Below are 24,605 nucleotides of genomic sequence, written 5' to 3'. Positions count from 1 at the left end.
TTATTGGCCGCCGCTATTGGTGGCGGTCAGCGCCGTGCGGGCTTCTGCCACAGATTTGGCATTGCGGGTCACGCCCAACTCTTTTTCGACCGCGCGCTCGAACTGCTGGCCATATTCCTGGCCGACGACTTCGCTCAGCTGATCGCGTACCTGCTTCAGCAGTTCAGGCTGATCCTTGGCATCGCCGCGCTGAATCGCGTTCAACTGGACGACGAACTGACCGCGATCCTGACCGATCGGCAGGGTCTTGACCGTGTTGGGGGCCATCGAGAAGAGAATGGCGACTTCCGCGGGGGGACGCTGTTCACCGCGCATGATGTCGGCGCGGCGGCCGCCCAGCACCTGCGGCGCGGGCAGCTTGACGCCGACAGCGGCGACGGCATCGGCCAGTTTCATGCCCTTGGCGACCTTGGCACGAATCTCCTCGGCCACCTTCTTGGCTTTCTCATTCCCCTGGTTGAGCTGGTACTGCGCCTGCACCAGCGCCTTGACCTTCGCCAGCGGCGGCGGCGCGGCGGCGACGATGTCAGTGGGGGCGATGAGCGCATAGCGTTTGTCCGGGGTGATCGGCACCAGCTGCGCGTCGTCATCCGCGCTCATGGCGAAGGCAGGCGCGATCAGCGGTTGCAGGTCAGGGGAGGGGACATAGGCCGAATCCTCGACCTGCTTGCCGGTGGCGAGTAGCAGCGGGCTGGTTTCGAGTTTCAGGCCATTATCCTTGGCCACTTCATCGAAGGTGCCGCCATCGGCAATCTGATCCTCCAGCTTGCCGGTCAGTTCGGTGAGCAGCGCCTTTTCCTTCTGCGCGCGCAATGTCTCGACAATCTCGCTGCGTACCGCGGCAAGCGGACGGGCCGGGGTTTGCGTGATTGCGGTGACGCGCAGCACGATCCAGCCAAGCGGTCCGCGCACGGGACCGACAATGTCGCCCTGCTTGGCGGCAAAGGCGGCATCGGCAACCGCCTTGCCCGCCGACCCGGTGAGAGCGGCCTGGCTTTGATCGGTCAGCGTCAGCGCTTCAAGGCCGGCGTCCTTTGCGGCGGCGGACAGCGCGGTGCCGCCCTTCACCTTGTCGGCGATCGCCTTGGCACCGGCCTGCGTCGGCAGCACCAGCTGTTCGACGCTGCGGTTTTGCTTGGCGGCATAGGCGGCCTTGTTCTGATTATAGGCGGCGGCGATTTCCGCGTCGCTGGGCTGCGAAGCCTGCGCGAACCGCTGGGCATCGATCACCGCGTAGCGGATGCGGCGCTGTTCGGGGATGGTGAAGCGGTCCGCGTTGCGCTTGTAATAATCGGTCAGTTGCGCGTCGGTCGGCACCTTGTCGTCCAGAAAGGCGACCGCCGGGATCGCGGCGATCGTACCCTGCCGCGCTTCCAGCAGCAGCGATGCGTAAGGCAGTACCAGCGAGTCGGAGAGCTTGACGCCAAGGCCCACCGGACCCAGCAACTGGCGCTCCAGAATTTCGCGGCTGATGTCATCGCGCAGCGCCTGTTCGGTGATGCGTTCGCGGATCAGCAGCGAACGGAAATTATCCTGGCTGAAATTGCCCGCCGCGTCCTGAAAGGCGGGGATCTGCGCAATCTGGGCATCCACCAGCCGCTTGGAAATATGCACGCCCTGATCGTCGGCAAAGGCGCGCAGCGTCAGCGATGCGACCAACTGGTCGAATACCTGTGTCGCGCCGCCCTGTGCGAAGAATTCGCCGATCGTCAAAGCGGGATTGGACCTGCGGGCATTTTCATAGACGCGCTGGATGCGATCCTGCACTTCGCTTTGCGACAGGCTGTGGCCGCCAGCCTTGGCCGCCGTGCCGCCGCTGCCGCGCAGGGTGCTGCCGAACTGGCCGTTGGACAGGTCGCCCAGGATGAAGGCGCCGGCGATGACGGCCAGGAAGAGGATCGCAAAGACCGCGCCGAACCGGGAGCGAGTGAAGCGGCGAAAGACAGCAAGCATGAAAATGTCCGAACAGCGGGCGTGATGGCGGTCGCTTTAAGGCGGTATAGGCGCGGCGGCAAGCGCCCACGGTCATGCAATGTCTGGCGCAGCCAGTCTGGACAAATGCACCCGCCCCGTTCATCGCGACCACGCGTGCAGCAAAAACAAATATGGGGAAATATAATCCATGAACAGGCGTAAACTTGTCGTCGGCAACTGGAAGATGAACGGCCTTAAGGCGCATCTGGGCGAAGTCGAAGCGATTGGCGGCATCGCGGCCAATCATCAGGGGGTGGATGTTGGACTATGCGTGCCAGCGACTTTGATCGCGGCGGCGGCGCAGGTTCGGGGCGGTGCCTTTATCGGGGCGCAGGATTGCCACATGAACGCCAGCGGCGCCCATACCGGCTGCCTGTCCGGCGCGATGCTGGCCGAAGCGGGGGCAGGCTGGACAATCGTTGGTCATAGCGAGCGGCGGCAGGACCAGGGCGAGAGCGATGCTGATGTGGCGGCCAAGGCGCTGGCGGCAAAGGCGGCGGGCCTGAAGGTGATATTGTGCGTGGGTGAAAGCCTGGACGTGCGCGACGCGGGCGATGCCGAGGCGGTCGTTTCGGCGCAGTTGCTGGCGTCGCTGCCAGAAGGCGCGGCGGCCGACTGGCTGGCGATCGCCTATGAACCGATTTGGGCGATCGGCACCGGGCGGATACCGACAATGGAGGCGGTCGACGCGATGCACCGGGCGTTGCGGGATGCGCTGGCCAGCCGGATCGGCGACGAGGCAGCGGGGATGCGTATTCTCTATGGCGGATCGATGAATGGTGACAATGCCGCGGAATTGATGGGAATCGCCGATGTCGATGGCGGGCTGGTCGGCGGGGCCAGCCTGACGGCGGACAAGTTCGCGCCGATCATCGCGGCTGCTGATTAATCCCAACCTCCGTTCGTTTCGAGCGAAGTCGAGAAACGCTGGCGCTATTTGTGCGGCTTCTCGACTGCGCTCGAAGCGAACGGATGGTGTGTTAAGCCAAAGACGCCACGCGCAATGGTTGCCCCCGCGACGCTTCGTCGCTATGTGCGCGGCAACATATCCCATTTCCGGACAGAACCCGTCGCATGTTCACTTTTCTTCTCGTCGTGCAGGCGATCATCGCCGCCCTGCTGGTTACCGTCATCCTGATGCAGAAGTCGGAAGGCGGCGGGCTGGGCGTTGGCGGTAGCCCGGCGGGCTTCATGTCGGCGCGCGGCGCGGCGGATTTCCTGACGCGATCGACCACGGTGCTGGCGACGATCTTCGTCACTTTGTCCATTGTCATGGCGGTGATCGCGTCGGTGCGTCATGCGCCCAGCGACATCGACACGTCGCTGGTCAAGCAGGCGCCGGTCACGCAGAACGCGCCGGCCACCAGCGCTGACCCGCTGGCGGGTGCGGCGAATGCGGCTGGCAACAGCGCCGTTCCGCTCGCCAACTAACCCGTTCACCGACATTTCCAATATTTTTTGAGCGCGCGTGGATTCGCGCGCTTGCTCTTTGTTGTTCTGAAAGGCTAGGCCTCTTCTCCCATGACGCGGTATATTTTCATCACCGGCGGCGTGGTCTCCTCGCTTGGTAAAGGCCTGATGGCTGCATCCCTGGCAGCGCTGTTGCAGGCGCGGGGCTATCGCGTGCGAATCCGCAAGTTCGATCCCTATCTGAACGTCGATCCGGGCACGATGTCGCCCTATCAGCATGGCGAAGTCTATGTGACCGACGACGGGGCTGAGACTGACCTGGATCTGGGCCATTATGAGCGCTTTACCGGCGTTTCCGCGCGCCAGAGCGACAATGTGACGCAGGGCCGCGTCTATCAGACGATCATCACCAAGGAACGGCGCGGCGACTATCTGGGCGCGACGGTGCAGGTCATTCCGCACGTCACCGACGAGATCAAGGCGTTCGCGCTGGCCGATACCGACGATATTGATTTCGTGCTGTGCGAGATTGGCGGCACGGTGGGCGACATCGAATCGCTGCCTTTCATGGAGGCGATTCGCCAGCTGCATAATGATCTGGACCGCGGCCAGTCGATCTTCGTCCATGTGACGCTGGTGCCCTATATTGCGGCGGCAGGTGAGCTCAAGACCAAGCCGACCCAGCATAGCGTGCGCGAACTGACGTCGCTGGGCATTCAGCCCGACATTTTGCTGTGCCGCTGCGAACAGCCTTTGCCCGAAGGCGAACGGCGCAAGATCGCGCTGTTCTGCAATGTGCGGCCCGAAGCCGTCATCCCCGCGCTCGACGCCACCAGCATCTATGCGGTGCCCGCGCAATATCATGCCGAAGGTCTGGACGCCGAAGTGCTGCGCGCCTTTGGCATCGAAGGGTCGCCGATGCCGTCGCTGGAGCGGTGGGACGACATCATGGACCGGCAGCAGAATCCGGAAGGCGAGGTCACGATCGGCGTGGTCGGCAAATATGTCGGCCTGCCCGACGCCTACAAATCGCTGCACGAGGCGCTGACCCATGGCGGTTTTGCCAATCGGGTGAAGGTGAAGATCAAGTGGATCGACGCCGAACTGTTCGAGAAGGGCGACGATGTCGCCGCGTTCCTGGAGCCGATGCACGGCATTCTGGTCCCCGGCGGCTTTGGCGTGCGCGGGTCGGAAGGCAAGATCGCCAGCGTCAGATTCGCGCGTGAACGCAATGTGCCATTTTTCGGCATTTGCCTGGGAATGCAGATGGCCTGCATCGAGGGTGCGCGCAATACGGCGGGCATAGCGGATGCTTCGACCACCGAATTTGGCGAAACGTCGGAGCCGGTCGTCGGCCTCATCACCGAATGGATGAGCGCGGAAGGCTTGCAGAAGCGCACCGCCGAGACCGATCTGGGCGGCACGATGCGGCTGGGCGCCTATCCCGCGAAACTGACCGGCAACAGCGTGGTCGCGGGCATTTATGGCGCGGACGAGATCAGCGAGCGGCATCGCCATCGCTATGAGGTCAATGCCGGCTATCGCGAGCGGCTGGAAAAGGGCGGGCTGATTTTTTCCGGCATGTCGCCCGACGGCACGCTGCCCGAAATCGTCGAACGCCCCGACCATCCCTGGTTTGTCGGCGTGCAATTCCACCCGGAACTCAAGAGCAAGCCGTTCGACCCGCACCCGCTGTTCGCCAGCTTCATCGAAGCGGCGGTCAAGCAGAGCCGGTTGGTGTAATTATCCGTCGTCATGCCGGGCCTGACCCGGCATCCAGGGCGGGTTTGTGCCGCCCTGGATGCTGACGTTCGTCAGCATGACATGTGGCGTTTCACCCCGCAGGCGTCAGTTTCAGCATCCGGCCCTGCGATCCCCGGTCGCCATCCTCCAGCAGCCAGAGCGCGCCGTCCGGCCCCTGTTCCACTTCGCGGATCCGGGCGCCCATGTCCCACTGGTCGGCCTTGGCAGCGTTATCGCCGTCCAGCTTTACGCGGACCAGGCTCTGGCTCGACAGACCGCCGATGAAGAGGCTGTTCTTCCATTGCGGGAAGAGGTCGCCGGTATAATAGAGCAGCCCCGCCGGTGAGATGACAGGGTTCCAGCTGACCTTGGGCGCTTCAAATCCGTCGCCCGGTGCATGGTCGGGAATCGGCTTGCCATCATAATGGTCGCCGTTCGATACTTTGGGATAGCCATAGTTGAGGCCCGGTTTGACGAGGTTCACTTCGTCCCCGCCCTTTGGCCCCATTTCCTGTTCCCACAGGCGCCCATCCTTGTCGAAGGCGATGCCGAGCAGGTTGCGATGGCCATAGGACCAGATCGCCGGGTTAAACCCCTGAGCGGCAAGCGGATTGCCTGCTGCGGGCGTGCCGTCCAGATTGAGGCGCAGCACCTTGCCCAGCGTGGCCTTGGGGTCTTGGGCGGGATCGAATTTCTGCCGCTCGCCATTGGTGAAGAAGAGATATTTGCCGTCCGGCGAAAAGGCGATGCGGCCCGAATAATGGCCATTGCCATCGACATAGGGGCTGGCGCGGAAAATGACCTGAACGCCGTCCAGCCGGGTCGTCCCGTCGCTGGCCTGGTCAAAGGCGCCCTTGGCCAGCGCCACGCCCTTCACCCCGTCGCGGCTTTCGGAAAAGCTGAAATAGACAGTCTTGTCCTGCGCGAAATGGGGGGAGAGGACGACGTCCATCAGCGCGCCCTGACCAGCGCTGTCGACCGCTGGGATGCCCGCGACCGGAATTTTGGTGCCGTTTTTCGGATCGAACAGGATCATCTCGCCCGCCTTTTCCGTCACCAGCGTGCGCCCGTCGGGCAGGAACGTCATGGCCCAGGGGGCGTCGAAGTCGGCGATGGTCGCGACCTTGAACGGCTTGTCCGGCGTGGCGGCATTCTGGCCGGTGGCATTGTCGGCCGAACAGGCAATGAGGATAAGGGGCAGGGTAGCGATAAAGCTTCGGGTCACGCTTTTCTCCGTTCGCCCCCCGATCAAGCCGGGGGCAGGCTCTGAGCGAAGTCGAAGGGCTATGCTGAGCATGGCGAAGCACCTCTCTTCGTTCGGTGGAGGGCTTCGACTTCGCTCAGCCCGAACGGTTAGAATACAGCAGAACGAATAATGTTGCAGATTATCGGCGGCCTGCCTATATGACGCCTGCTTCCTTACATCGTCAAACATGTCAGGGTCGCAGGCACACCGCCTGCGGCAGCGGCGGGTTTATATAGTCTGGAGATTGCATGGCGGACATCGCCGCACTGACTGCGCTGATCGAACCGGAGGTGAAGGCTTTGGGCTTTGACCTTGTGCGGGTGAAGCTGTTTGGGCAGGGCGATGAGCTCACGCTTCAGATCATGGCCGAGCGTAGGGAAACGCGGCAGCTGGTGATCGACGATTGCATGACGATCTCGCGCCGCCTGTCGGACCTGTTCGATGAGGTTGATCCGATCGAGGAAGCCTATCGGCTGGAGGTCAGTTCGCCGGGGATCGACCGTCCGCTCACCCGCCTGCACGATTTTGTCGAATGGGGCGGGTTCGAAGCGCGGATCACGGTGACCGAGCCGATCGACAATCGCAAGACGTTCAAGGGCGTGCTTGGCCCGGTCGAGGGCGAGAATATTGGGTTCAAGGATACCAAGGTCGGGCATGTCGTCATCCCCTTTGGCCTGATCGACACTGCCAAGCTGGTGCTGACGGACGCGCTGATTAATGCTACCATGCCGCTCTCTGCCGAGGGTGCGGACGATATCGAAACCGAAGGATAAGGGTTCTTTCCATGGCAAACGCCATTTCCGCCAACCGGGCCGAACTGATCGCCATCGCCAATTCGGTGGCCAGCGAAAAGATGATCGACAAGGCGATCGTCATCGAGGCGATGGAGGACGCGATCCAGCGCGCTGCGCGGGCGCGTTACGGCGCCGAGAATGACATTCGCGCCAAGCTGGACCCCGACAGCGGCGACCTGCGCCTGTGGCGCGTCGTCGAAGTGGTCGATGTGGTCGAGGATTATTTCAAGCAGGTCGACATCAAGGCCGCGCAAAAGTTGCAGAAGGGCGCAGTCGTCGGCGATTTCATCGTCGATCCGCTGCCCCCCATCGACCTGGGCCGCATCGACGCCCAGTCGGCCAAGCAGGTGATCTTCCAGAAGGTCCGCGATGCCGAGCGCGAGCGTCAGTATGAGGAATTCAAGGACCGCGTGGGTGAAATCATCACCGGCGTCGTGAAATCGGTCGAGTTCGGCCATGTTGTCGTCAATCTGGGCCGGGCCGAAGGCGTCATCCGCCGCGACCAGCAGATCCCGCGCGAAGTCGTCCGCGTTGGCGATCGCATCCGGTCGGTCGTGCTGAACGTGCGCCGCGAAAATCGCGGGCCGCAGATTTTCCTGTCCCGCGCGCACCCCGAATTCATGAAAAAGCTGTTCGCGCAGGAAGTGCCCGAAATCTATGATGGCGTCATCACCATCATGGCCGCCGCGCGCGATCCGGGCAGCCGCGCCAAGATCGGCGTGATCAGCCGCGATTCGAGCATCGATCCGGTCGGCGCCTGCGTCGGCATGAAGGGCAGCCGCGTGCAGGCCGTCGTGCAGGAAATGCAGGGCGAAAAGATCGACATCATCCCTTGGTCGGAAGATACGGCAACCTTCGTCGTCAACGCGCTTCAGCCCGCCCAGGTCAGCCGCGTGCTGATCGACGAGGAAGAAGAGCGGATCGAAGTCGTCGTTCCCGACGATCAGCTGTCGCTCGCCATCGGTCGTCGCGGCCAGAATGTCCGCCTCGCCAGCCAGCTGACCGGCAAGGCGATCGACATCATGACCGAAGCCGACGCCAGCGAGAAGCGGCAGAAGGAATTCGTCACCCGGTCCGAAATGTTCCAGAACGAACTGGACGTGGACGAGACGCTGTCGCAGCTGCTGGTGGCCGAGGGCTTTGGCGAGCTGGAAGAAGTCGCCTATGTCAGCATTGACGAACTGGCCTCGATCGAAGGCTTTGACGATGATCTGGCGGGCGAATTGCAGAGCCGCGCGCTTGAGGCGCTGGAGCGGCGCGAAGCAGCGTCGCGGGAAGAACGGCAGGCTCTGGGCGTCGAGGATGCCCTGGCCGACATGCCGCACCTTACCGAAGCGATGCTGGTGACGCTGGGCAAGGCGGGCATCAAGACGCTCGACGATCTGGCAGACCTTGCCACCGACGAACTGGTGCAGAAGAAGCGCGTCGACCAGCGCCGCCGCAAGACCGAAAGCGCCGAGGACAAGGGTGGCATTTTGGCCGCCTATGGCCTGTCGGACGAGCAGGGCAATGAGATCATCATGGCCGCCCGCGCGCATTGGTTTGAAGATGACGCATCCGCGTCGGGGCTCGAGAACGAGGAAGCCTGATCCGCCATGCCGTTCGTTGATATTCGTCTGGCCGGTAGCGTCACGCGCGAGCAGAAAGCCGCGCTGGTCGCCGACATCACCCAGTCGCTCGTTGAGCGGCTGGGGAAGCCGGCGGCTGCCGTGCAGATCAATATCACCGAACTGAGCCTGGAAAATTACGCGGCGGGCGGGCAGCTTTTGGCCGACCGCGCACCAGCGCCCTCTCATAGGGAGGACGCCATTGCTGCGGACACTCCCCGATGAGCGTTTAGGCCTATCCAATAGCGTTGGGGTTGCCAGTCCATCCGTTTTGGCGGAGGGGCACGCATGACCGAACGCAAATGCATATTGACCGGCGACCGCGCCGACCCTGAAACGCTGATCCGCCTGGCGATCGGACCGGACGGGCAGGTGCTGCCCGACGTCCGCGCCAAGGCGCCGGGGCGGGGCGCCTGGATCGGCGTCAGCCGGGCCGAGCTGGAAACCGCGCTCGCCAAGGGCAAGCTCAAGGGCGCGATCGCGCGTTCCTTCAAGGACGGGGCGCTTCAGATCGAGGCGGACCTGCCCGAACAGATCGAACAGGCGTTGCGGCAGGATCTGCTCAGCCGTCTGGGGCTGGAGGCGCGCGCCTCCATGCTGCTCACAGGTTCGGAAAAAATCGATACTGCGTGCCGCAAGGGGCTGGTCAAATTGCTGCTCCATGCCGCCGATGCGGCGGCCGATGGCAATCGCAAGCTGGACCAGGCGCTGCGCGTCGGGCAGGAAGCGGAAGGCAGCGATCTTGCAGGTATCGTCTTGCCTGTGGACCGCGAGGCCCTATCTATGGCAATGGGGCGCGATAATGTCGTCCATGTTGCGGTGACCGACTCGCGCGCGGCATTGCGCCTGCGTGCGGCCCTGGGCCGCTTGGAAAGCTATCTGGGTTGCGTTATCGAGGCGCCCGCGCAGGCGGAGGAGCGATCCTCCGCTGCGCAGGGTGCCGAGATTGCATGGAATGATGCGTCGGTGCCTGCACCGGCCGGTGATGAAGTGAAGGGTTAAGTTCAGTCGTATGAGTGACAGCAAGGAAGACAAGCCGGTTCTGGGCCGCAAGCCGCTGGGCATCAAGCGGACCGTGGAATCCGGCCAGGTGCAGCAGCAGTTCAGCCATGGCCGCAAGAATACGGTCGTGGTTGAGGTGAAGCGGCGCCGCGTCCTGGGCAAGCCGGGCGAAGCCGCCGGCGCTGCGCCCGCTGCTGCGCCACAGGCCGATCCGGTGCCCGCCGCTCCCGCGCCCGCAGCGCCCCGTCCCGCCGCCCCACCGCCGCAGCAGCAGCGCGCGCCGCAGCCTGCCCCCGCGCGCCAGTCGCCGCCGCAAAGCCTGATGTCGCGTCAGGAATTGCAGGCCAAGCTGCTGCGCGAAGCAGAAGAGGCGCGCATGAACGCGCTGGAGGAAGCGCGCCGTCGCGAAGCGGCCGAGCGCATAGCGGCTGCCGAAGATGAAAAGCGCCGGGCCGAGGAAAATCGCCAGGCTGCCGAAGCTGCCGCGTCCGCGCCCGCTGTCGAAGAAGCCAAGGCTCCCGAAGCGGCGCCAGCAGCCGAAGCACCCGCCGCCGCTGCGCCGCAGGACAGCGCCGCCGCGCCCGAAGCGGCTGCACCGACGGACGAGCAGCCCGCAGCCACCACTGCCGCGCCGCCGCCGCCGCGTCGCTTCACCCCGGTCACCCCGATCAAGCGGCCCGAACCGGCCAAGCCCGAACGCGCCAAACGGGGCGAGGATAATCGTCGCCAGGCTGGCAAGCTGACCGTCACCAAGGCGCTGGCCGATGACGACAGCGCCCGCGCCCGCAGCCTCGCTGCGCTCAAGCGCGCGCGTGAAAAGGAACGCCGCGCCCATTATGCCGGTGGCTCCAAGACGCGCGAAAAGCAGTCGCGCGACGTGGTGGTGCCAGAAGTCATCACCGTGCAGGAACTGGCCAACCGTATGGCCGAAAAGGGCGCGGACCTGGTCAAGTCGCTGTTCAAGATGGGTCAGGCGGTCACGCTCAACCAGTCGATCGATCAGGATACCGCCGAACTGCTGGTCGAGGAATTCGGCCACCGCATCCAGCGCGTGTCCGAAGCCGACGTCGAAATCGGCATCGAAGGCGATGTCGATCCGGTCGAATCGCTCAAGGTGCGCGCGCCTGTCGTGACGATCATGGGCCATGTCGACCATGGCAAGACCAGCCTGCTCGACGCGCTGCGCGGGACCGATGTGGTCGCGGGCGAAAGCGGCGGCATCACCCAGCATATCGGCGCCTATCAGGTGACGACCAAGGGCGGCGACATCATCACCTTCCTCGACACGCCGGGCCATGAGGCTTTTTCGGAAATGCGCGCACGCGGTGCGAACGTGACCGACATCGTCATTCTGGTGGTGGCGGCCGACGACGGGCTGATGCCGCAGACGATCGAGGCGATCAATCATACCAAGGCGGCCGGCGTGCCGATGATCGTGGCTATCAACAAGTGCGACAAGCCCGAAGCCAACCCGCAAAAGGTGCGTGAGCGCCTGCTCGAACATGAAATCGTGGTCGAGGATATGGGCGGCGACGTGCAGGACGTGCAGGTATCCGCGCTCAAGAAGACCGGGCTGGACGAGCTGATCGAGAAGATACTGCTCCAGGCCGAGCTGATGGAACTGACCGCCAACCCCGATCGCGCCGCCGAAGGCAATGTGATCGAGGCGCAGCTCGACAAGGGCCGTGGCGCTGTCGCCACCGTGCTGGTGCGTCGCGGTACGCTCAAGGTCGGCGACACGTTCGTCATCGGCGCGGAAAGCGGCAAGGTGCGTGCGCTGGTCAATGACAAGGGCCAGCAGGTCAAGTCCGCCGGTCCTTCGGTCCCGGTCGAGGTGCTGGGCCTGTCTGGCGTGCCGATGGCAGGCGACCAGATGACGGTCGTGGAAAATGAAGCGCGCGCTCGTGAGGTTGCCGCCTATCGTCAGGAACAGATCACCCGCAAGCGCACCGCATCGGTGCCGACGAACTTTGAAAATATGTTCTCGGCATTGAGCACGAAGGTCATCGAATATCCGGTGGTCATTCGTGGCGACGTGCAGGGTTCGGTCGAAGCGATCGTCAATGCGCTGAACCGCATTTCGACCGACGAGATCAAGGTGCGTATCCTGAGCTCCGGCGTGGGTGCGATCACCGAAAGCGACGTTACGCTGGCATCGGCCAGCCGCGCGCCGCTGATCGGTTTCAACGTCCGTCCCAATGCCAAGGCGCGTCCGCTGGCGATCCGCGAGAAAATCTCGCTGCGCTATTATGACGTGATCTACGACCTGCTCGAAGAAGTGCGCAATGAAATGGCGGGTCAGCTGGCCCCCGAACGCATCGAAACGATCGTGGGTCGCGCCGAAGTGTTGCAGGTGTTCCCTGCGGGCAAGAAGGACAAGGCGGCCGGGCTTCTGGTCAAGGAAGGCGTCATCCGCAAGGGGCTCAATGCGCGCCTTACCCGCGACGATGTCATCGTGTCCAAGACGGTCATCCACTCGCTGCGCCGCTTCAAGGACGATGTGTCCGAAGTGCGCGCCGGCATGGAATGCGGCGCCGTGTTGCAGGACACCAACGACATCAAGCCGGGCGATACGCTCGAACTGTTCGAGGTCGAGGAACGCGTCCGCACGCTGTGATAGGAAAGACATGGCCCCGGCTTTGGTCGGGGCCATGAGGTTTATATATGTCCAGTCAAACCCAAGGCCCGTCCGTTCGTGCGCTCCGCGTAGGGGAGCAGGTGCGCCACATTCTGTCCGACATTCTCCAGCGCGGTGACGTGCATGACGATGTGCTGGCGCGGCATGTCGTGAGCGTCACGGAAGTCCGCATGTCGTCCGACCTGCGCCACGCGACCGCCTTCATCAAGCCGTTGCTGGGGCGGGACGAGGAAGTGGTGCTGAAGGCGCTGCGGACCAACACCGCCTATTTCCAGCGCGAGGTCGCCGCGCGCACGCGGCTCAAATATGCCGCGAAGATCAAGTTTCTGGCCGACGACAGTTTCGACGAGGGCAGCCATATCGACAAGTTGCTGCGCGATCCCAAGGTTGCGCAGGATCTGGTCAAGGATGATGACGCGGATTGATTGCCGCCCACATTGTTCTTCGCCATGATGGCACTCCCCAGGCGGACCGGCATGTGATGGCATGTCCGCGCATGTGCAAGAATGAGGATCGAGCGATGCGGATGATGTGGCTGTTTGGCGTGGCGGCAGCATTGGGCGCCATCACCCCCGCCGCCGCCAAGGATCCCGCGATCCACCCCGCCGTCATCAGCGATCCCGCACCGGACGCCGCCCATCCGGCCGGCATGAGCGCCTTCGTCCTGCCTTCGGGCGATGGCGCGATGAACGCCGTCATGTACACCGCCGCCGGGGCCGGGCTGCATCCCACACTGCTGTTGCTTCACGGCTTTCCCGGTAACGAGCAGAATCTGGACCTGGCGCAGGCCGCGCGCCGGGCCGGATGGAATGTGCTGACGCTCCATTATCGCGGGTCGTGGGGCAGTCCGGGCAATTTCTCCTTCGGCAATGCGTCAGACGATGCCTTTGCCGCGCTGCAATTTCTCCAGCAAGCCGCGACCGTCGCCAAATATCGCATCGACACCAGCGCGATCGTGGTGGCCGGGCATAGCATGGGCGGCTTCATGGCGGCGGACATTGCCGCCGCCGAACCGCGCGTGGCCGGGCTGTTCCTGATCGACCCGTGGGATCCTGCGCAGACCGTCGCCGCGCTGGCGAGCGCGCAGGGCGAAGCGGCGTGGAAGGCGGAAGTGGAGAGCGACCTGCCGCCGCTGCATGGCGCGACCTATGACAGCCTGACCGCCGAGATAAAGGGCAATGGCGAGAAGTTCGACCTTGGCCGCCGACTGGCGGGCTATGGCCGTCGTCCGCTCACCATCCTTGGCGCTGAGAAGGGGCTGGGGGCCGAAGCGCGCACGGTGGCGGCGGATGCGCAGGGGGCCAATCCCAATGCGCGGCTGATGGTCTGGCCGACCGATCATAGTTTTTCGGACAAGAGGATTGCGCTGGCCGATGCGCTGGTTCGTTTCCTCTCTGGCGTCGCGCCGACCATCCGCTAAGCGTCGGGCATGGCAAAGCTCTATTTCTATTATAGCTCGATGAATGCGGGCAAATCCGCGACGTTGCTGCAATCGGACTTCAACTATCGCGAGCGCGGCATGGCGACGATGTTGTGGACTGCCGCGATCGACGATCGCTTTGGGCATGGCCGCATTGCGTCGCGCATCGGGCTGGAAACGGACGCGCATCTGTTCGATCCTGCGGTCGATATTTTCGCCGCCGTCGCGCGCCAGCATGCGGTGACGCCCCTGTCCTGCGTTCTGATCGACGAGGCGCAATTTCTGACCCGCGATCAGGTGTGGCAGATCGCCGCCCTTTGCGACGATCTCAACATCCCGGTGCTTTCCTATGGCCTGCGTACCGATTTTCGCGGGGAGTTATTTGAGGGTAGCGCCCACCTGCTGGGGCTGGCGGACACGCTGAGCGAGATCAAGACGGTGTGCGATTGCGGACGCAAGGCGACGATGAACCTGCGCGTGGATGGGCAGGGGCGGGCGGTGCGCGACGGCGCGCAGACGCAGATTGGCGGCAATGATCGCTATGTCGCACTCTGCCGCCGCCATTATCGGGAACAGATGGGCGGCTGACAAGCGGCCTGCCGCGGTGTAGGCGCGCGTCCATGCACGGCTGGATCATCCTCGACAAACCCCATGGCCTCGGTTCGACCCAGGCCGTCAGCGCGGTCAAGCGCGCGTTGCGAGACAGCGGGGCTGGCAAGTGCAAGGTCGGCCATGGCGGCACGCTCGATCCGCTGGCAACCGGCGTGCTGCCGATCGCGATCGGCGAGGCGACGAAGCTCGCCGGGCGGATGCTCGACAGCGACAAGGAGTATGAGTTCACAATTCAGTTTGGGACGCAGACTGATACACTCGACTGCGAAGGCAAAGTGATCGCTACAAGCGACTATCAGCCTGGTTTCGGGGCATTGGAAACAATTTTGGAACAGCAGTTTCTCGGTGAAATCGAGCAGATTCCTCCTGCCTATTCCGCTCTTAAAATCGACGGTGAACGGGCATATGATCGTGCCCGTGCTGGCGAAGATGTAACGATGCCGACACGCAAAGTGACGATTATGTCATGGCGTTACATCGCAGAAGGTTTTATTGGCGAATGGGATGCTAGCGAGCAATATGCGACGTTGGGCGTCACAGTTTCCAAGGGCACCTATATTCGCAGCCTTGCCCGCGACATTGCGCTGGCGCTCGGCACGGTCGGCCATGTGACCATGCTGCGCCGGATCAAGGCGGGGCCGTTTACCCTCGATTCCGCGATTTCGCTGGACAAATTGCGTCATGCTGCTAACGAGCGCGCCATCGGTAGCCTTATGCTGCCGCTGACGGCGGGGCTGGACGACATCCCGGCTCTCCCCGTCTCGCCCGATCAGGCCCTGATGCTCCGACAGGGGAAGGTTCTGACCGGGATCACTGCCACCACTGGCCTTCATCTGGCGATGGACGGGATTATCCCCGTCGCGCTGGTCCGGTCGGATGATCATCAGATCATCGTGGTGCGCGGTTTCAACCTGATGTCGAAGGATGACGAATAGATGACGATTACTGCCGAGCGCAAGGAAGCGCTGATCAAGGAATATGCCCGCGCCGAGGGTGACACGGGTTCGCCAGAGGTCCAGGTTTCGATCCTGACCGAGCGGATCACCAACCTGACCGAGCATTTCAAGGGTCACCACAAGGATAATCACAGCCGTCGTGGTCTGCTGATGATGGTCAACAAGCGTCGTTCGCTGCTGGACTATCTCAAGAAGAAGGATCAGGCGCGCTACGCCGACCTGATCGCCAAGCTGGGCCTGCGCAAGTAACGCGGACCTTCAACGGGACGGCCCCCATGCGGGGCCGTTTCTGATTCTGAAACATGGCGTCGGGCAATCCGGCACGGCGTTCATGATACGGGGGACACTTCCCCACACCGTTCGGGCTGAGCCTGTCGAAGCCTTCTGCCGAGCGAAGCGAAGTTTGCTTCGCCTGCGCTCAGCTAAGCCCTTCGACTTCGCTCAGGGCGAACGGATATGAGGAGTTCGCTCCTCACCCATGGAGCCTCACCGGCTCCGCCAAAGGCCCCGCCCGGCAATAGGGCCGATGCGGGCGAAGGAAAAAACTATGTTTGATGTCAAGAAAGTATCGATCGAGCTGGCCGGCAAGACGCTGACCCTCGAAACCGGCCGCATCGCCCGCCAGGCTGACGCCGCCGTGCTGGCGACCTATGGCGAAACCGTGGTGCTGTGCGCCGTGACCGCCGCCAAGAGCGTGAAGGAAGGCCAGGATTTCTTCCCCCTGACCGTTCACTATCAGGAAAAATATTCCGCCGCCGGCCGCATTCCCGGCGGCTTTTTCAAGCGTGAGCGCGGCGCGACCGAAAAGGAAACGCTGGTTTCCCGCCTGATCGACCGCCCGATCCGTCCGCTGTTCCCCGAAGGTTTCTATAACGAAATCAACGTTATCGCCCAGGTGCTGTCGTTCGACGGCGAAAGCGAGCCGGACATTGTGGCGATGATCGCCGCGTCGGCTGCGCTGACCCTGTCCGGCGTGCCCTTCATGGGACCGATCGGCGCGGCCCGCGTCGGTTACAAGGATGGCGAATATCAGCTCAACCCGTCGCTGGACGAGGCAAAGGCCGGTGAACTCGACCTGGTCGTCGCCGCGACCTACGACGCTGTGATGATGGTCGAATCCGAAGCCAAGGAGCTTTCGGAAGAAGTCATGCTGGGCGCCGTCCTGTTCGCGCATGACGCGAGCAAGAAGATTGTGGACGCCATCATCAGCCTGGCTGAAAAGGCGGCCAAGGATCCTTGGGACATGCCGCAGGGCGACAATCTCGATGACCTGAAGAAGAAGCTGAAGAAGCTGATCGGCAAGGACATCACCGCCGCCTACAAGCTGACCGACAAGTCGGCGCGTTCCAACGCGCTGAACGAAGCCCGCGCCAAGGCGAAGGCGTCGTTCGTTGCCGATGGTCTCGACGCCCAGACCGTAATGGCCGGCATCAAGCTGACCAAGAAGCTGGAAGCGGAAATCGTGCGCGGCGCCATCCTGAAGGACGGCAAGCGCATCGACGGCCGCACGACCACGCAGATCCGTCCGATCGAAGCAATGGTCGGCTTCCTGCCCCGCACCCATGGTTCGGCCCTGTTCACCCGCGGTGAAACGCAGTCCATCTGCACCACCACGCTGGGCACCAAGGACGCCGAGCAGATGATCGACGGCCTGACCGGCCTGCATTATGAAAATTTCATGCTGCACTATAACTTCCCGCCCTATTCGGTCGGTGAAGTCGGCCGCTTCGGCGCGCCGGGTCGTCGTGAAGTGGGTCATGGCAAGCTGGCCTGGCGTGCGCTGCACCCCGTGCTGCCCAGCAAGGACGAATTCCCCTACACGATCCGCGTCCTGTCCGACATTACCGAATCCAATGGTTCGTCCTCGATGGCGACTGTCTGCGGCGGTTCGCTGTCGATGATGGACGCAGGCGTGCCATTGAAGCGCCCGGTGTCCGGCATCGCCATGGGCCTGATCCTGGAAGGCAAGAATTTTGCCGTCCTGTCCGACATTCTGGGTGATGAAGATCATCTGGGCGACATGGACTTCAAGGTGGCCGGTACGTCCGAAGGCATCACCACGATGCAGATGGACATCAAGATTGCGGGCATCACGCGCGAAATCTTTGAAACCGCGCTTGCCCAGGCGAAGGAAGGCCGTGCCCACATCCTTGGCGAAATGAGCAAGGCGCTGGCTTCGACCCGGACCGAACTGTCGGCCCATGCCCCGCGCATCGAGACGTTGCAGATCGACAAGTCGAAGATCCGCGAAGTCATCGGCACCGGCGGCAAGGTCATCCGCGAAATCGTCGCCGAAACCGGCGCGAAGGTCGACATTGACGATGAAGGCCTGATCAAGATCAGCTCGTCCGATCCGGCGCAGATCGAGGCTGCACGCAAGTGGATTCTGGGCATCACGCAGGAAGCGGAAGTCGGCAAAATCTATGACGGCAAGGTCGTCAACATTGTCGATTTCGGTGCGTTCGTGAACTTCATGGGGGCAAGGACGGTCTGGTCCATGTTTCCGAAATGAAGAATGAGCGCGTGGAAAAGCCCACCGACGTCGTGTCGGAAGGCCAGGAAGTGAAGGTCAAGGTCCTGGAGATCGACCCGCGCGGCAAGGTGCGCCTGTCGATGCGCGTCGTCGATCAGGAAACCGGCGAAGAACTGGAGGATACGCGTCCTCCCCGCGAAGCGCGCGAGCCGCGCGGTGATCGTGGTCCGCGCCGTGATGGCGGCGGCGACCGTGGCCCGCGTCGCGAAGGCGGCGAAGGTCGTGGCGATCGCGGTCGCGGCCCGCGCCGCGATGGTGGCGATCGTGGTCCGCGTCGGGAACGCAGCGAAGGCGGCAACGAAGACGGCCCGGCGCCGGGTGGTCTGCCCGACTTCCTGACCCAGGATTGATCGTTCATCCGACGAACTGAGGTTAAAATGGGGCGTCCGGTTCAGCCGGGCGCCCTTTTTTTATGTCGGGCGCGCAATGGACTAATTTCGATCAAGGCATAGAATCAAAGTTCTGCTACTGTAACGATAGATCATTTGGGGAACATCCATGCAGCGGAGCAATGCGCGCTTTGTCGAACGCCTTCCGCTCGTCCTCGACCGGCCAGCTTATGCCTATGGACTGACGCTGCTCTTTTCCGGCGCGGCGTTGCTGCTGCGGATTGCGGCCGAACCGCTGCTGCCCAATGGCTATCCGTTCGTCACCTTCTTCCCGGCGGTCATCCTGTCATCCTTCCTGTTCGGGATCGGGCCGGGCATTTTTGCGGCGATATTCTGCGGACTGCTATCCTGGTATGTCTTTATCGCGCCATTTTACAGCTTCGTCATGAACCCGGCGGTGGCCGTCGCCATGCTATTCTATATCGGCGTGGTGGCCGTCGACATCATGCTGATTCATTTCATGCAGCGCGCCAATTTTCATCTGGCGGTGGAGCGCGAGCGCAGCCGCGCGCTGGCGGAAAACCGGGAGCTTCTGTTCCACGAACTCCAGCACCGCGTATCCAACAATCTTCAGGTCGTCGCGGCCATGCTGGCGCTTCAGCGTCGCCATGTCGATCATGATGTGGCGCGCAAGGCGCTGGACGATGCGTCCGCACGGCTGGCGCTGGTGGGCCGCATCAGCCGTGCGCTCTATGATCCGTCAGGCAAGGGGCAGGACATTCGCGGCTTCCTGACCGCGCTGTCCGCCGACGTGCTGGAAGCGAGTGGTCGCACCGACATCGATGTTGCGGTGACAGCGCCCCACGGGCTGGCGATCGAGCCGTCCGTCACCGTGCCGCTGGCGCTGATCGTCGCGGAATCGGTGAGCAATGCGATCGAACATGGCCTGCCCGACCGGCCCGGCAAGGTGGCGGTGATGCTGGAGGAAGTGGAGGGCGCGCTGGCGCTGCGCATCGTTGATGACGGTCATGGCGTTGCCCCGGACTTTCAGCATGATTCCAGCGAATCGCTGGGGCTGCGCATTGCCAATGCGCTGGCGGCGCAACTGGGCGGGCGCTTTTCGCTGACGCCGGGCGCGAATGGCGGCGCAGTGGCGCGGCTCGATCTGCCTGCACGGACAGCCTGTTGATCCTGACTCCATTCTGCCGCTTGGCGGCAGCGATCCGCTCGGCTATGACCCGCCCCATGCTGATGAAAACCGTAACGCGCATCGGCGCGGCCACCGCCCCGCTTCTGCTTGCAGCCCTGCTTGCAGGTTGCGCGACGTCCAAGAACAAGGCCGACACGCAATATGTCGCCCGTGACGTGTCGACCCTCTACAATAGCGGCAAGGACCGGCTCGATCGCGGCCAGTATAAGCTCGCCGCCGCGCTGTTCGACGAAGTGGAGCGTCAGCATCCCTATTCGCCCTGGGCGCGCCGGGCGCAGCTCATGTCGGCGTTCAGCTACTATATGAACAGTGACTATGCCGAATCCATTTCGGCATCACAGCGCTTCCTGTCGATCCATACCGGCAACAAGGACGCGCCCTACGCTTATTATCTGATCGCGCTCTGCTATTATGAGCAGATTGCCGATGTCAGCCGCGACCAGAAAATCACGCAGCAGGCGCTAGACGCGCTGGGCGAACTGATCCGCCGCTATCCCGACACACGCTATGCCGCCGATGCCCGGTTGAAGGTCGATCTGGTCAACGACCATCTGGCCGGCAAGGAAATGGAAGTGGGCCGTTTCTACCAGCGGCGTGGCCAGTGGCTTGCTGCCACGCTGCGTTTCCGCACCGTCATCGATAAATATCAGACCACGACCCACACGCCCGAAGCGCTGGAGCGGCTGGTCGAATCCTATCTTTCGCTCGGCATTCTCGACGAAGCGCGCAAGGCCGCGGCCGTGCTGGGCGCCAACTATCCCGGCACCAAATGGTATACGCGCAGCTACAAGCTGATGCAGGAACATGGCGGCACGGCGTAGTCGCCTTTCTTGCCTGTTCCCCTTTTGTGCATTGACGGGTAGAAGCGCGTCATGCTGAGCGCCTTGTCCATCCGCAATGTCGTGCTGATCGAGGCGCTGGACCTGGATTTTGGCGCTGGCCTGTCCGTGCTGACCGGGGAAACGGGGGCGGGCAAATCTATCCTGCTCGATTCGCTGGGGCTGGCGCTGGGCGCCCGCGCCGATAGCGGGCTGGTCCGCACTGGCGAGGCGCAGGCCAGCGTCACCGCGACCTTCGACCCGCCGCCTGCCGGTCATCGCGCCGCGATGCTGCTGGCGGACAATGGCATCGAGATGGAGCCGGGCGAGCCGCTGCTGATCCGCCGGACGGTGAAGGCCGATGGCGGGAGCCGCGCCTTCGTCAATGATTCAGCCTGCTCGGCTGCGCTGTTGCGCGAACTGGGCGGGTGCCTGGTGGAAATTCACGGCCAGCATGACGATCGCGGTCTGCTCAATGCGCGGGGGCATCGCGCGCTGCTCGATGCCTATGGCGGCTGCGATGCAGGCGCGGTCGGCGCGGCATATGGGGCCTGGCGCAAGGCGGCGAACATATTGGCAGAAGCCCGCGCGACCGTCGATACCGCCGCGCGCGACCGTGACTATCTGGCCCATGCCGTCGATGAATTGACCCGCTTTCGCCCCGAACCGGGGGAGGAGGCGACGCTGGCGGAAGAACGCGCGTCGATGCAGAAGGGCGCGCGCCTGACCGACGATCTGTCGGCCATTGCCGACTGCCTGACTGGCTCCGACGGTGGCCTTGCCCAGTTGCGGCAGGCGGCGCGGCGGCTGGACCGGATCGCGGCGGAGGATGAGCGACTGGCGGCTGTCCTCGAAGCGCTGGACCGGGCCGTGGTGGAGGCGGGCGAGGCGGAGGACCGGCTCGCCGAAGTGGCCGAAGCATTGAGCTTCGATCCCGCCCGGCTCGACGACATCGAAACCCGGCTGTTCGACCTGCGCGGCCTGGCGCGCAAGCATCAGGTGCAGCCCGATGATCTGGCCGACCTGTGCGTCGATATGGCCGCGCGCCTGACCGCGATCGAGGGTGGGGAGGAGCATATCGCCGCGCTGGAGGCGGACGTTGCCAAGAAGGCGGCGGCCTATCGGACCGCTGCGCAGGCGCTGTCGGACGAGCGCCAGCAAGCCGCCGGCAAGCTGGACGCGGCGGTCGCGGCGGAACTCGCGCCATTGAAGCTGGACGCCGCCCGTTTCCGCACCGTGGTCGCCTCGCTGGATGAGGGGCAATGGAGCGGGCAGGGCATGGACCGGGTCGAATTCGAGATTTCGACCAACCCCGGCGCACCTTTCGCCCCGCTGACGAAAATCGCGTCGGGTGGCGAATTGTCGCGCTTCATCCTGGCGCTGAAAGTCGCGCTGGCGGAGCAGGGCGGGGCGGACACGCTGATCTTCGACGAAATCGACCGGGGCGTGGGCGGCGCGGTGGCGTCCGCCATTGGCGAACGCTTGTCGCGCCTCGCGCGCAGCAACCAGATATTGGTCGTCACCCACAGCCCGCAGGTCGCGGCGCGGGGCGCTGGCCATCTGCTGATCGCCAAATCGAGCGACGGCACGGTGACGCGGACGGGCGTTCATGCGCTCGACGACGCGGAACGACGCGAAGAAATCGCGCGGATGCTGTCGGGCGCGGAAATTACCGCGGAAGCGCGCGCGCAGGCGGAACGGTTGCTGGAGCGGGTTTAGCCTGCGCGGGAACACGGACAATGGCATGGCAAGGGAAAGCATGATGACCCATAACCGTAGAGACATGCTGGGCCTGACCGCCGCCGCCATCGCCGCCAGCGCCATTCCCGCCACCGCGCAATCGGCCCAGCCCCGCTACGGCCTGATCGGCCAGATGATCGCCAAACCCGGCAAGCGCGACGCATTGCTGACCTGTCTGCGCGAAGGCACGACCGGGATGCCCGGCTGCCTGTCCTACGTCATCGCGCTCGATACCGCCAACCCCGACGCGCTGTGGATCACCGAAGTGTGGGACAATCGCGACAACCACATGGCCTCGCTCAAACTGCCCGCCGTGCAGGCCGCCATCGCCAAGGCCCGCCCGATCATCGCCGGTTTCGGGCAGCGGTTCGAAACGGTGCCGGTGGCGGGCATCTGAAACAGCGCGCGCCCGCTTTCACCGGAGCATAACAGCGGTTATGTCCACCCCTATGACCGATCCCGCCACTCTCTCCGAAGCCGAAGCTGCCAACCGTCTGATGCGTCTGGCGCGCGAAGTGGCCAAACATAACCGGCTCTACCATGATCAGGACGCGCCGGAGATTAGCGACGCGGACTATGACGCGCTGATCCGCGAGAATAATGCGCTGGAAGCCCAGTTCCCGCACCTCGTCCGCGCCGATTCGCCCAATGCGCAGGTGGGCGCGGCCCCCACCTCCGCGCTCAAGAAAATCCCCCACGCCGTCCGCATGATGAGCCTCGACAATGGCTTTGCCGATGAGGACATTGCCGAATTTCTTGCCCGTGTGCGTCGCTTCCTGGCGCTGCCCGACGATGCGCCGGTCGCGCTGACCGCCGAGCCGAAGATTGACGGCCTGTCCTGTTCGCTGCGCTATGAGAAGGGCGAACTGGTGCTGGCCGCGACGCGCGGCGACGGCGCGACGGGGGAGGATGTCACGGCGAACGTCCGCACCATTGCCGATATACCCCAGCGGCTGACGGGCGACGCGATCCCCGACCTGTTCGAAGTGCGCGGCGAGGTCTATATGGCCAAGGCGGATTTCACCGCGCTCAACGCCCGATTGCTGGAGGAGGCGGACGATCCGGACAAGGCGCGCCAGTTCGCCAACCCCCGCAACGCCGCCGCCGGATCGCTGCGGCAGAAGGACGCGAGCGTCACCGCCAGCCGCCCGCTGCGCTTCCTGGCCCATGGCTGGGGCGCGCACAGCGCCTTGCCCGCCGACACGCAACTGGGCGTGATGCAGGCGATTGCCGCCTGGGGTCTGCCGGTGTCGGACCGGCTGGTATGCGTCGACACGCTCGACGCCCTGCTCGCCCATTATCGCAGCATCGAGCGTGCGCGCGCCGACCTGCCCTTCGACATTGACGGGGTGGTGTATAAGGTTGACCGGCTCGACTGGCAGCAGCGGCTGGGCTTCGTTGCGAAGGCGCCGCGTTGGGCGATCGCGCATAAATTTCCCGCCGAACGCGCGCAGACGACGCTGGAGGCGATCGACATTCAGGTCGGGCGCACGGGCAAGCTGACTCCGGTGGGTCGGCTGACCCCGGTGACCGTCGGCGGCGTCGTCGTCTCCAACGTCACGCTGCACAATGCCGACGAGATCGCCCGGCTGGGCGTGCGGCCCGGCGATCGCGTCATCGTCCAGCGCGCGGGCGACGTCATCCCGCAGGTGGTCGACAATCTCGACCGCGACCGTCCCGGCGCGCCCTATATGTTCAAGCCCGAATGCCCGATCTGCCACAGCGAGGCGGTGCGCGAGGAGGGCGAGGTCGATTATCGCTGCACGGGCGGGCTGATCTGCCCGGCGCAACGGTTCGAGCGGCTGCGCCACTTCGTCAGCCGGGTCGCGCTCGACATTGAGGGGCTGGGGGAGAAGTCGATCCAGGAATTTCTGGACCTTGGCTGGATCACCGAACCGGCCGATATTTTCCGCCTGAAGCGCCACCGCCCCGACCTGATCGGCCGGGAAGGGTGGAAGGAAAAGTCGGTCGACAATCTGCTCGCCGCGATCGAGGCGAAGCGTGCGCCGGATGCCGCGCGGCTGCTGTTCGGCCTTGGCATCCGCCATGTCGGCGCGGTGACGGCGCGCGATCTGATGAAGCGCTATACGACGCTGCCGGCCGTGCGCGCTTTGGCGGAAGAGATTATGGCTCTGCGCGACCAGCCATTTGACACGTCGGCCAAACGCGACAAGGCGATCGCCGACCATATCGGGGTGGAAAATGTCGGCGCGGCGGTGGGCCATGCGCTCGCCGACTTCTTCCATGAACCGCACAATGTCGCGGCCTGGGACGATCTTCTGTCCGAAGTTACGCCGCCCGACTATGTCGTGGAAACCACCGCCAGCGCCGTCACCGGCAAAACCGTGGTGTTCACCGGCAAGCTGGAAACGATGAGCCGCGACGAGGCCAAGGCGCAGGCCGAACGACTGGGTGCGAAAGCGGCGGGATCGGTCAGCGCCAAGACCGATCTGGTCGTCGCCGGGCCGGGGGCCGGGAGCAAATTGAAGCAGGCCGCTGCGCTGGGGATCAAGGTGATCAGCGAAGAGGAATGGGCGGAGATTGTGAAGGCGGCGGGATGAAGCCGACAGCCC

Annotated in this window: 20 protein-coding genes and 1 pseudogene; 19 read left to right on the top strand and 2 right to left on the bottom strand. The window is 63.9% G+C overall.

Going from position 1 to position 24,605, the window contains the following annotated elements; translation table 11 throughout:
• Window positions 1-1,953: a peptidylprolyl isomerase gene (locus CJD35_RS01295; RefSeq protein WP_017184167.1), complete on the bottom strand. Its 1,953-nt coding sequence runs from the start codon at window positions 1,951-1,953 to the stop codon at window positions 1-3.
• A 169-nt stretch (window positions 1,954-2,122) separates the two neighbouring features.
• Here CJD35_RS01295 and tpiA point away from each other — a divergent pair, with 169 nt between their 5' ends.
• The 3 genes from tpiA to CJD35_RS01280 all read left to right on the top strand — a co-directional run bounded on the left by tpiA (window position 2,123) and on the right by CJD35_RS01280 (window position 5,127).
• Window positions 2,123-2,863, top strand: a complete 741-nt coding sequence (gene tpiA, locus CJD35_RS01290) for a triose-phosphate isomerase (protein ID WP_017184168.1) — start codon at window positions 2,123-2,125, stop codon at window positions 2,861-2,863.
• A 185-nt stretch (window positions 2,864-3,048) separates the two neighbouring features.
• Window positions 3,049-3,405: a preprotein translocase subunit SecG gene (gene secG, locus CJD35_RS01285; protein WP_017184169.1), complete on the top strand. Its 357-nt coding sequence runs from the start codon at window positions 3,049-3,051 to the stop codon at window positions 3,403-3,405.
• 90 nt (window positions 3,406-3,495) lie between these two features.
• On the top strand, window positions 3,496-5,127 hold the full coding sequence (locus CJD35_RS01280) for a CTP synthase (RefSeq protein ID WP_017184170.1): 1,632 nt from the start codon (window positions 3,496-3,498) through the stop codon (window positions 5,125-5,127).
• 91 nt (window positions 5,128-5,218) lie between these two features.
• Here CJD35_RS01280 and CJD35_RS01275 read toward each other — a convergent pair whose 3' ends face one another.
• Complete coding sequence (locus CJD35_RS01275; RefSeq protein ID WP_017184171.1) at window positions 5,219-6,352, bottom strand: PQQ-dependent sugar dehydrogenase; 1,134 nt, start codon at window positions 6,350-6,352, stop codon at window positions 5,219-5,221.
• Window positions 6,353-6,621: 269 nt separating this feature from the next.
• On the opposite strand from CJD35_RS01275, the gene rimP reads away from it, so the two are divergent.
• The 16 genes and pseudogenes from rimP (at window position 6,622) to ligA (ending at window position 24,593) form a co-directional block, all read left to right on the top strand.
• Window positions 6,622-7,146, top strand: a complete 525-nt coding sequence (rimP, locus tag CJD35_RS01270) for a ribosome maturation protein RimP (protein WP_017184172.1) — start codon at window positions 6,622-6,624, stop codon at window positions 7,144-7,146.
• An 11-nt stretch (window positions 7,147-7,157) separates the two neighbouring features.
• Entirely contained in the window at window positions 7,158-8,756 is a 1,599-nt protein-coding gene (nusA, locus tag CJD35_RS01265; RefSeq protein ID WP_017184173.1) for a transcription termination factor NusA, read from the top strand.
• Window positions 8,757-8,762: 6 nt separating this feature from the next.
• A complete protein-coding gene (locus tag CJD35_RS01260) occupies window positions 8,763-8,999 on the top strand; it encodes a tautomerase family protein (protein ID WP_017184174.1) in 237 nt (78 codons plus the stop codon).
• A gap of 63 nt (window positions 9,000-9,062) precedes the next feature.
• Complete coding sequence (locus tag CJD35_RS01255) at window positions 9,063-9,776, top strand: DUF448 domain-containing protein (protein WP_017184175.1); 714 nt, start codon at window positions 9,063-9,065, stop codon at window positions 9,774-9,776.
• A gap of 10 nt (window positions 9,777-9,786) precedes the next feature.
• Window positions 9,787-12,393: a translation initiation factor IF-2 gene (gene infB, locus CJD35_RS01250; RefSeq protein ID WP_086485748.1), complete on the top strand. Its 2,607-nt coding sequence runs from the start codon at window positions 9,787-9,789 to the stop codon at window positions 12,391-12,393.
• A 47-nt stretch (window positions 12,394-12,440) separates the two neighbouring features.
• Window positions 12,441-12,839, top strand: a complete 399-nt coding sequence (rbfA, locus tag CJD35_RS01245) for a 30S ribosome-binding factor RbfA (protein WP_017184383.1) — start codon at window positions 12,441-12,443, stop codon at window positions 12,837-12,839.
• Between the two features lie 95 nt (window positions 12,840-12,934).
• Window positions 12,935-13,834, top strand: a complete 900-nt coding sequence (locus tag CJD35_RS01240; RefSeq protein WP_026002621.1) for an alpha/beta hydrolase family protein — start codon at window positions 12,935-12,937, stop codon at window positions 13,832-13,834.
• A 9-nt stretch (window positions 13,835-13,843) separates the two neighbouring features.
• On the top strand, window positions 13,844-14,422 hold the full coding sequence (locus CJD35_RS01235; RefSeq protein ID WP_017184381.1) for a thymidine kinase: 579 nt from the start codon (window positions 13,844-13,846) through the stop codon (window positions 14,420-14,422).
• Window positions 14,423-14,454: 32 nt separating this feature from the next.
• A complete protein-coding gene (gene truB / locus CJD35_RS01230; protein ID WP_017184380.1) occupies window positions 14,455-15,381 on the top strand; it encodes a tRNA pseudouridine(55) synthase TruB in 927 nt (308 codons plus the stop codon).
• The gene (gene rpsO / locus CJD35_RS01225) at window positions 15,382-15,651 is read left to right on the top strand and encodes a 30S ribosomal protein S15 (protein ID WP_017184379.1); all 270 of its coding nucleotides are present in this window, start codon (window positions 15,382-15,384) and stop codon (window positions 15,649-15,651) included. It abuts the gene before it with no gap.
• A gap of 298 nt (window positions 15,652-15,949) precedes the next feature.
• A pseudogene (gene pnp / locus CJD35_RS01220) lies at window positions 15,950-18,285 on the top strand (polyribonucleotide nucleotidyltransferase).
• 148 nt (window positions 18,286-18,433) lie between these two features.
• Window positions 18,434-19,453, top strand: coding sequence for a sensor histidine kinase (locus CJD35_RS01215; RefSeq protein WP_017184377.1), 1,020 nt, complete (start codon window positions 18,434-18,436; stop codon window positions 19,451-19,453).
• A gap of 56 nt (window positions 19,454-19,509) precedes the next feature.
• Window positions 19,510-20,295: an outer membrane protein assembly factor BamD gene (locus tag CJD35_RS01210; protein WP_017184376.1), complete on the top strand. Its 786-nt coding sequence runs from the start codon at window positions 19,510-19,512 to the stop codon at window positions 20,293-20,295.
• Window positions 20,296-20,346: 51 nt separating this feature from the next.
• Window positions 20,347-22,011, top strand: coding sequence for a DNA repair protein RecN (gene recN / locus CJD35_RS01205; RefSeq protein WP_017184375.1), 1,665 nt, complete (start codon window positions 20,347-20,349; stop codon window positions 22,009-22,011).
• 43 nt (window positions 22,012-22,054) lie between these two features.
• Window positions 22,055-22,429 carry a putative quinol monooxygenase gene (locus CJD35_RS01200; RefSeq protein WP_026002620.1) on the top strand — a complete coding sequence of 125 codons (375 nt, stop codon included), beginning with the start codon at window positions 22,055-22,057 and terminating at the stop codon, window positions 22,427-22,429.
• Window positions 22,430-22,481: 52 nt separating this feature from the next.
• Window positions 22,482-24,593, top strand: coding sequence for an NAD-dependent DNA ligase LigA (gene ligA / locus CJD35_RS01195; protein ID WP_095686740.1), 2,112 nt, complete (start codon window positions 22,482-22,484; stop codon window positions 24,591-24,593).
• Window positions 24,594-24,605 lie beyond the last annotated feature (12 nt).

The organism is Sphingobium xenophagum (genome assembly GCF_002288285.1).
In the GTDB taxonomy this organism is placed as follows: domain Bacteria; phylum Pseudomonadota; class Alphaproteobacteria; order Sphingomonadales; family Sphingomonadaceae; genus Sphingobium; species Sphingobium xenophagum.
Note: the sequence above shows the minus strand (reverse complement) of the source record. Positions and strands in the feature narration are given on the sequence as shown.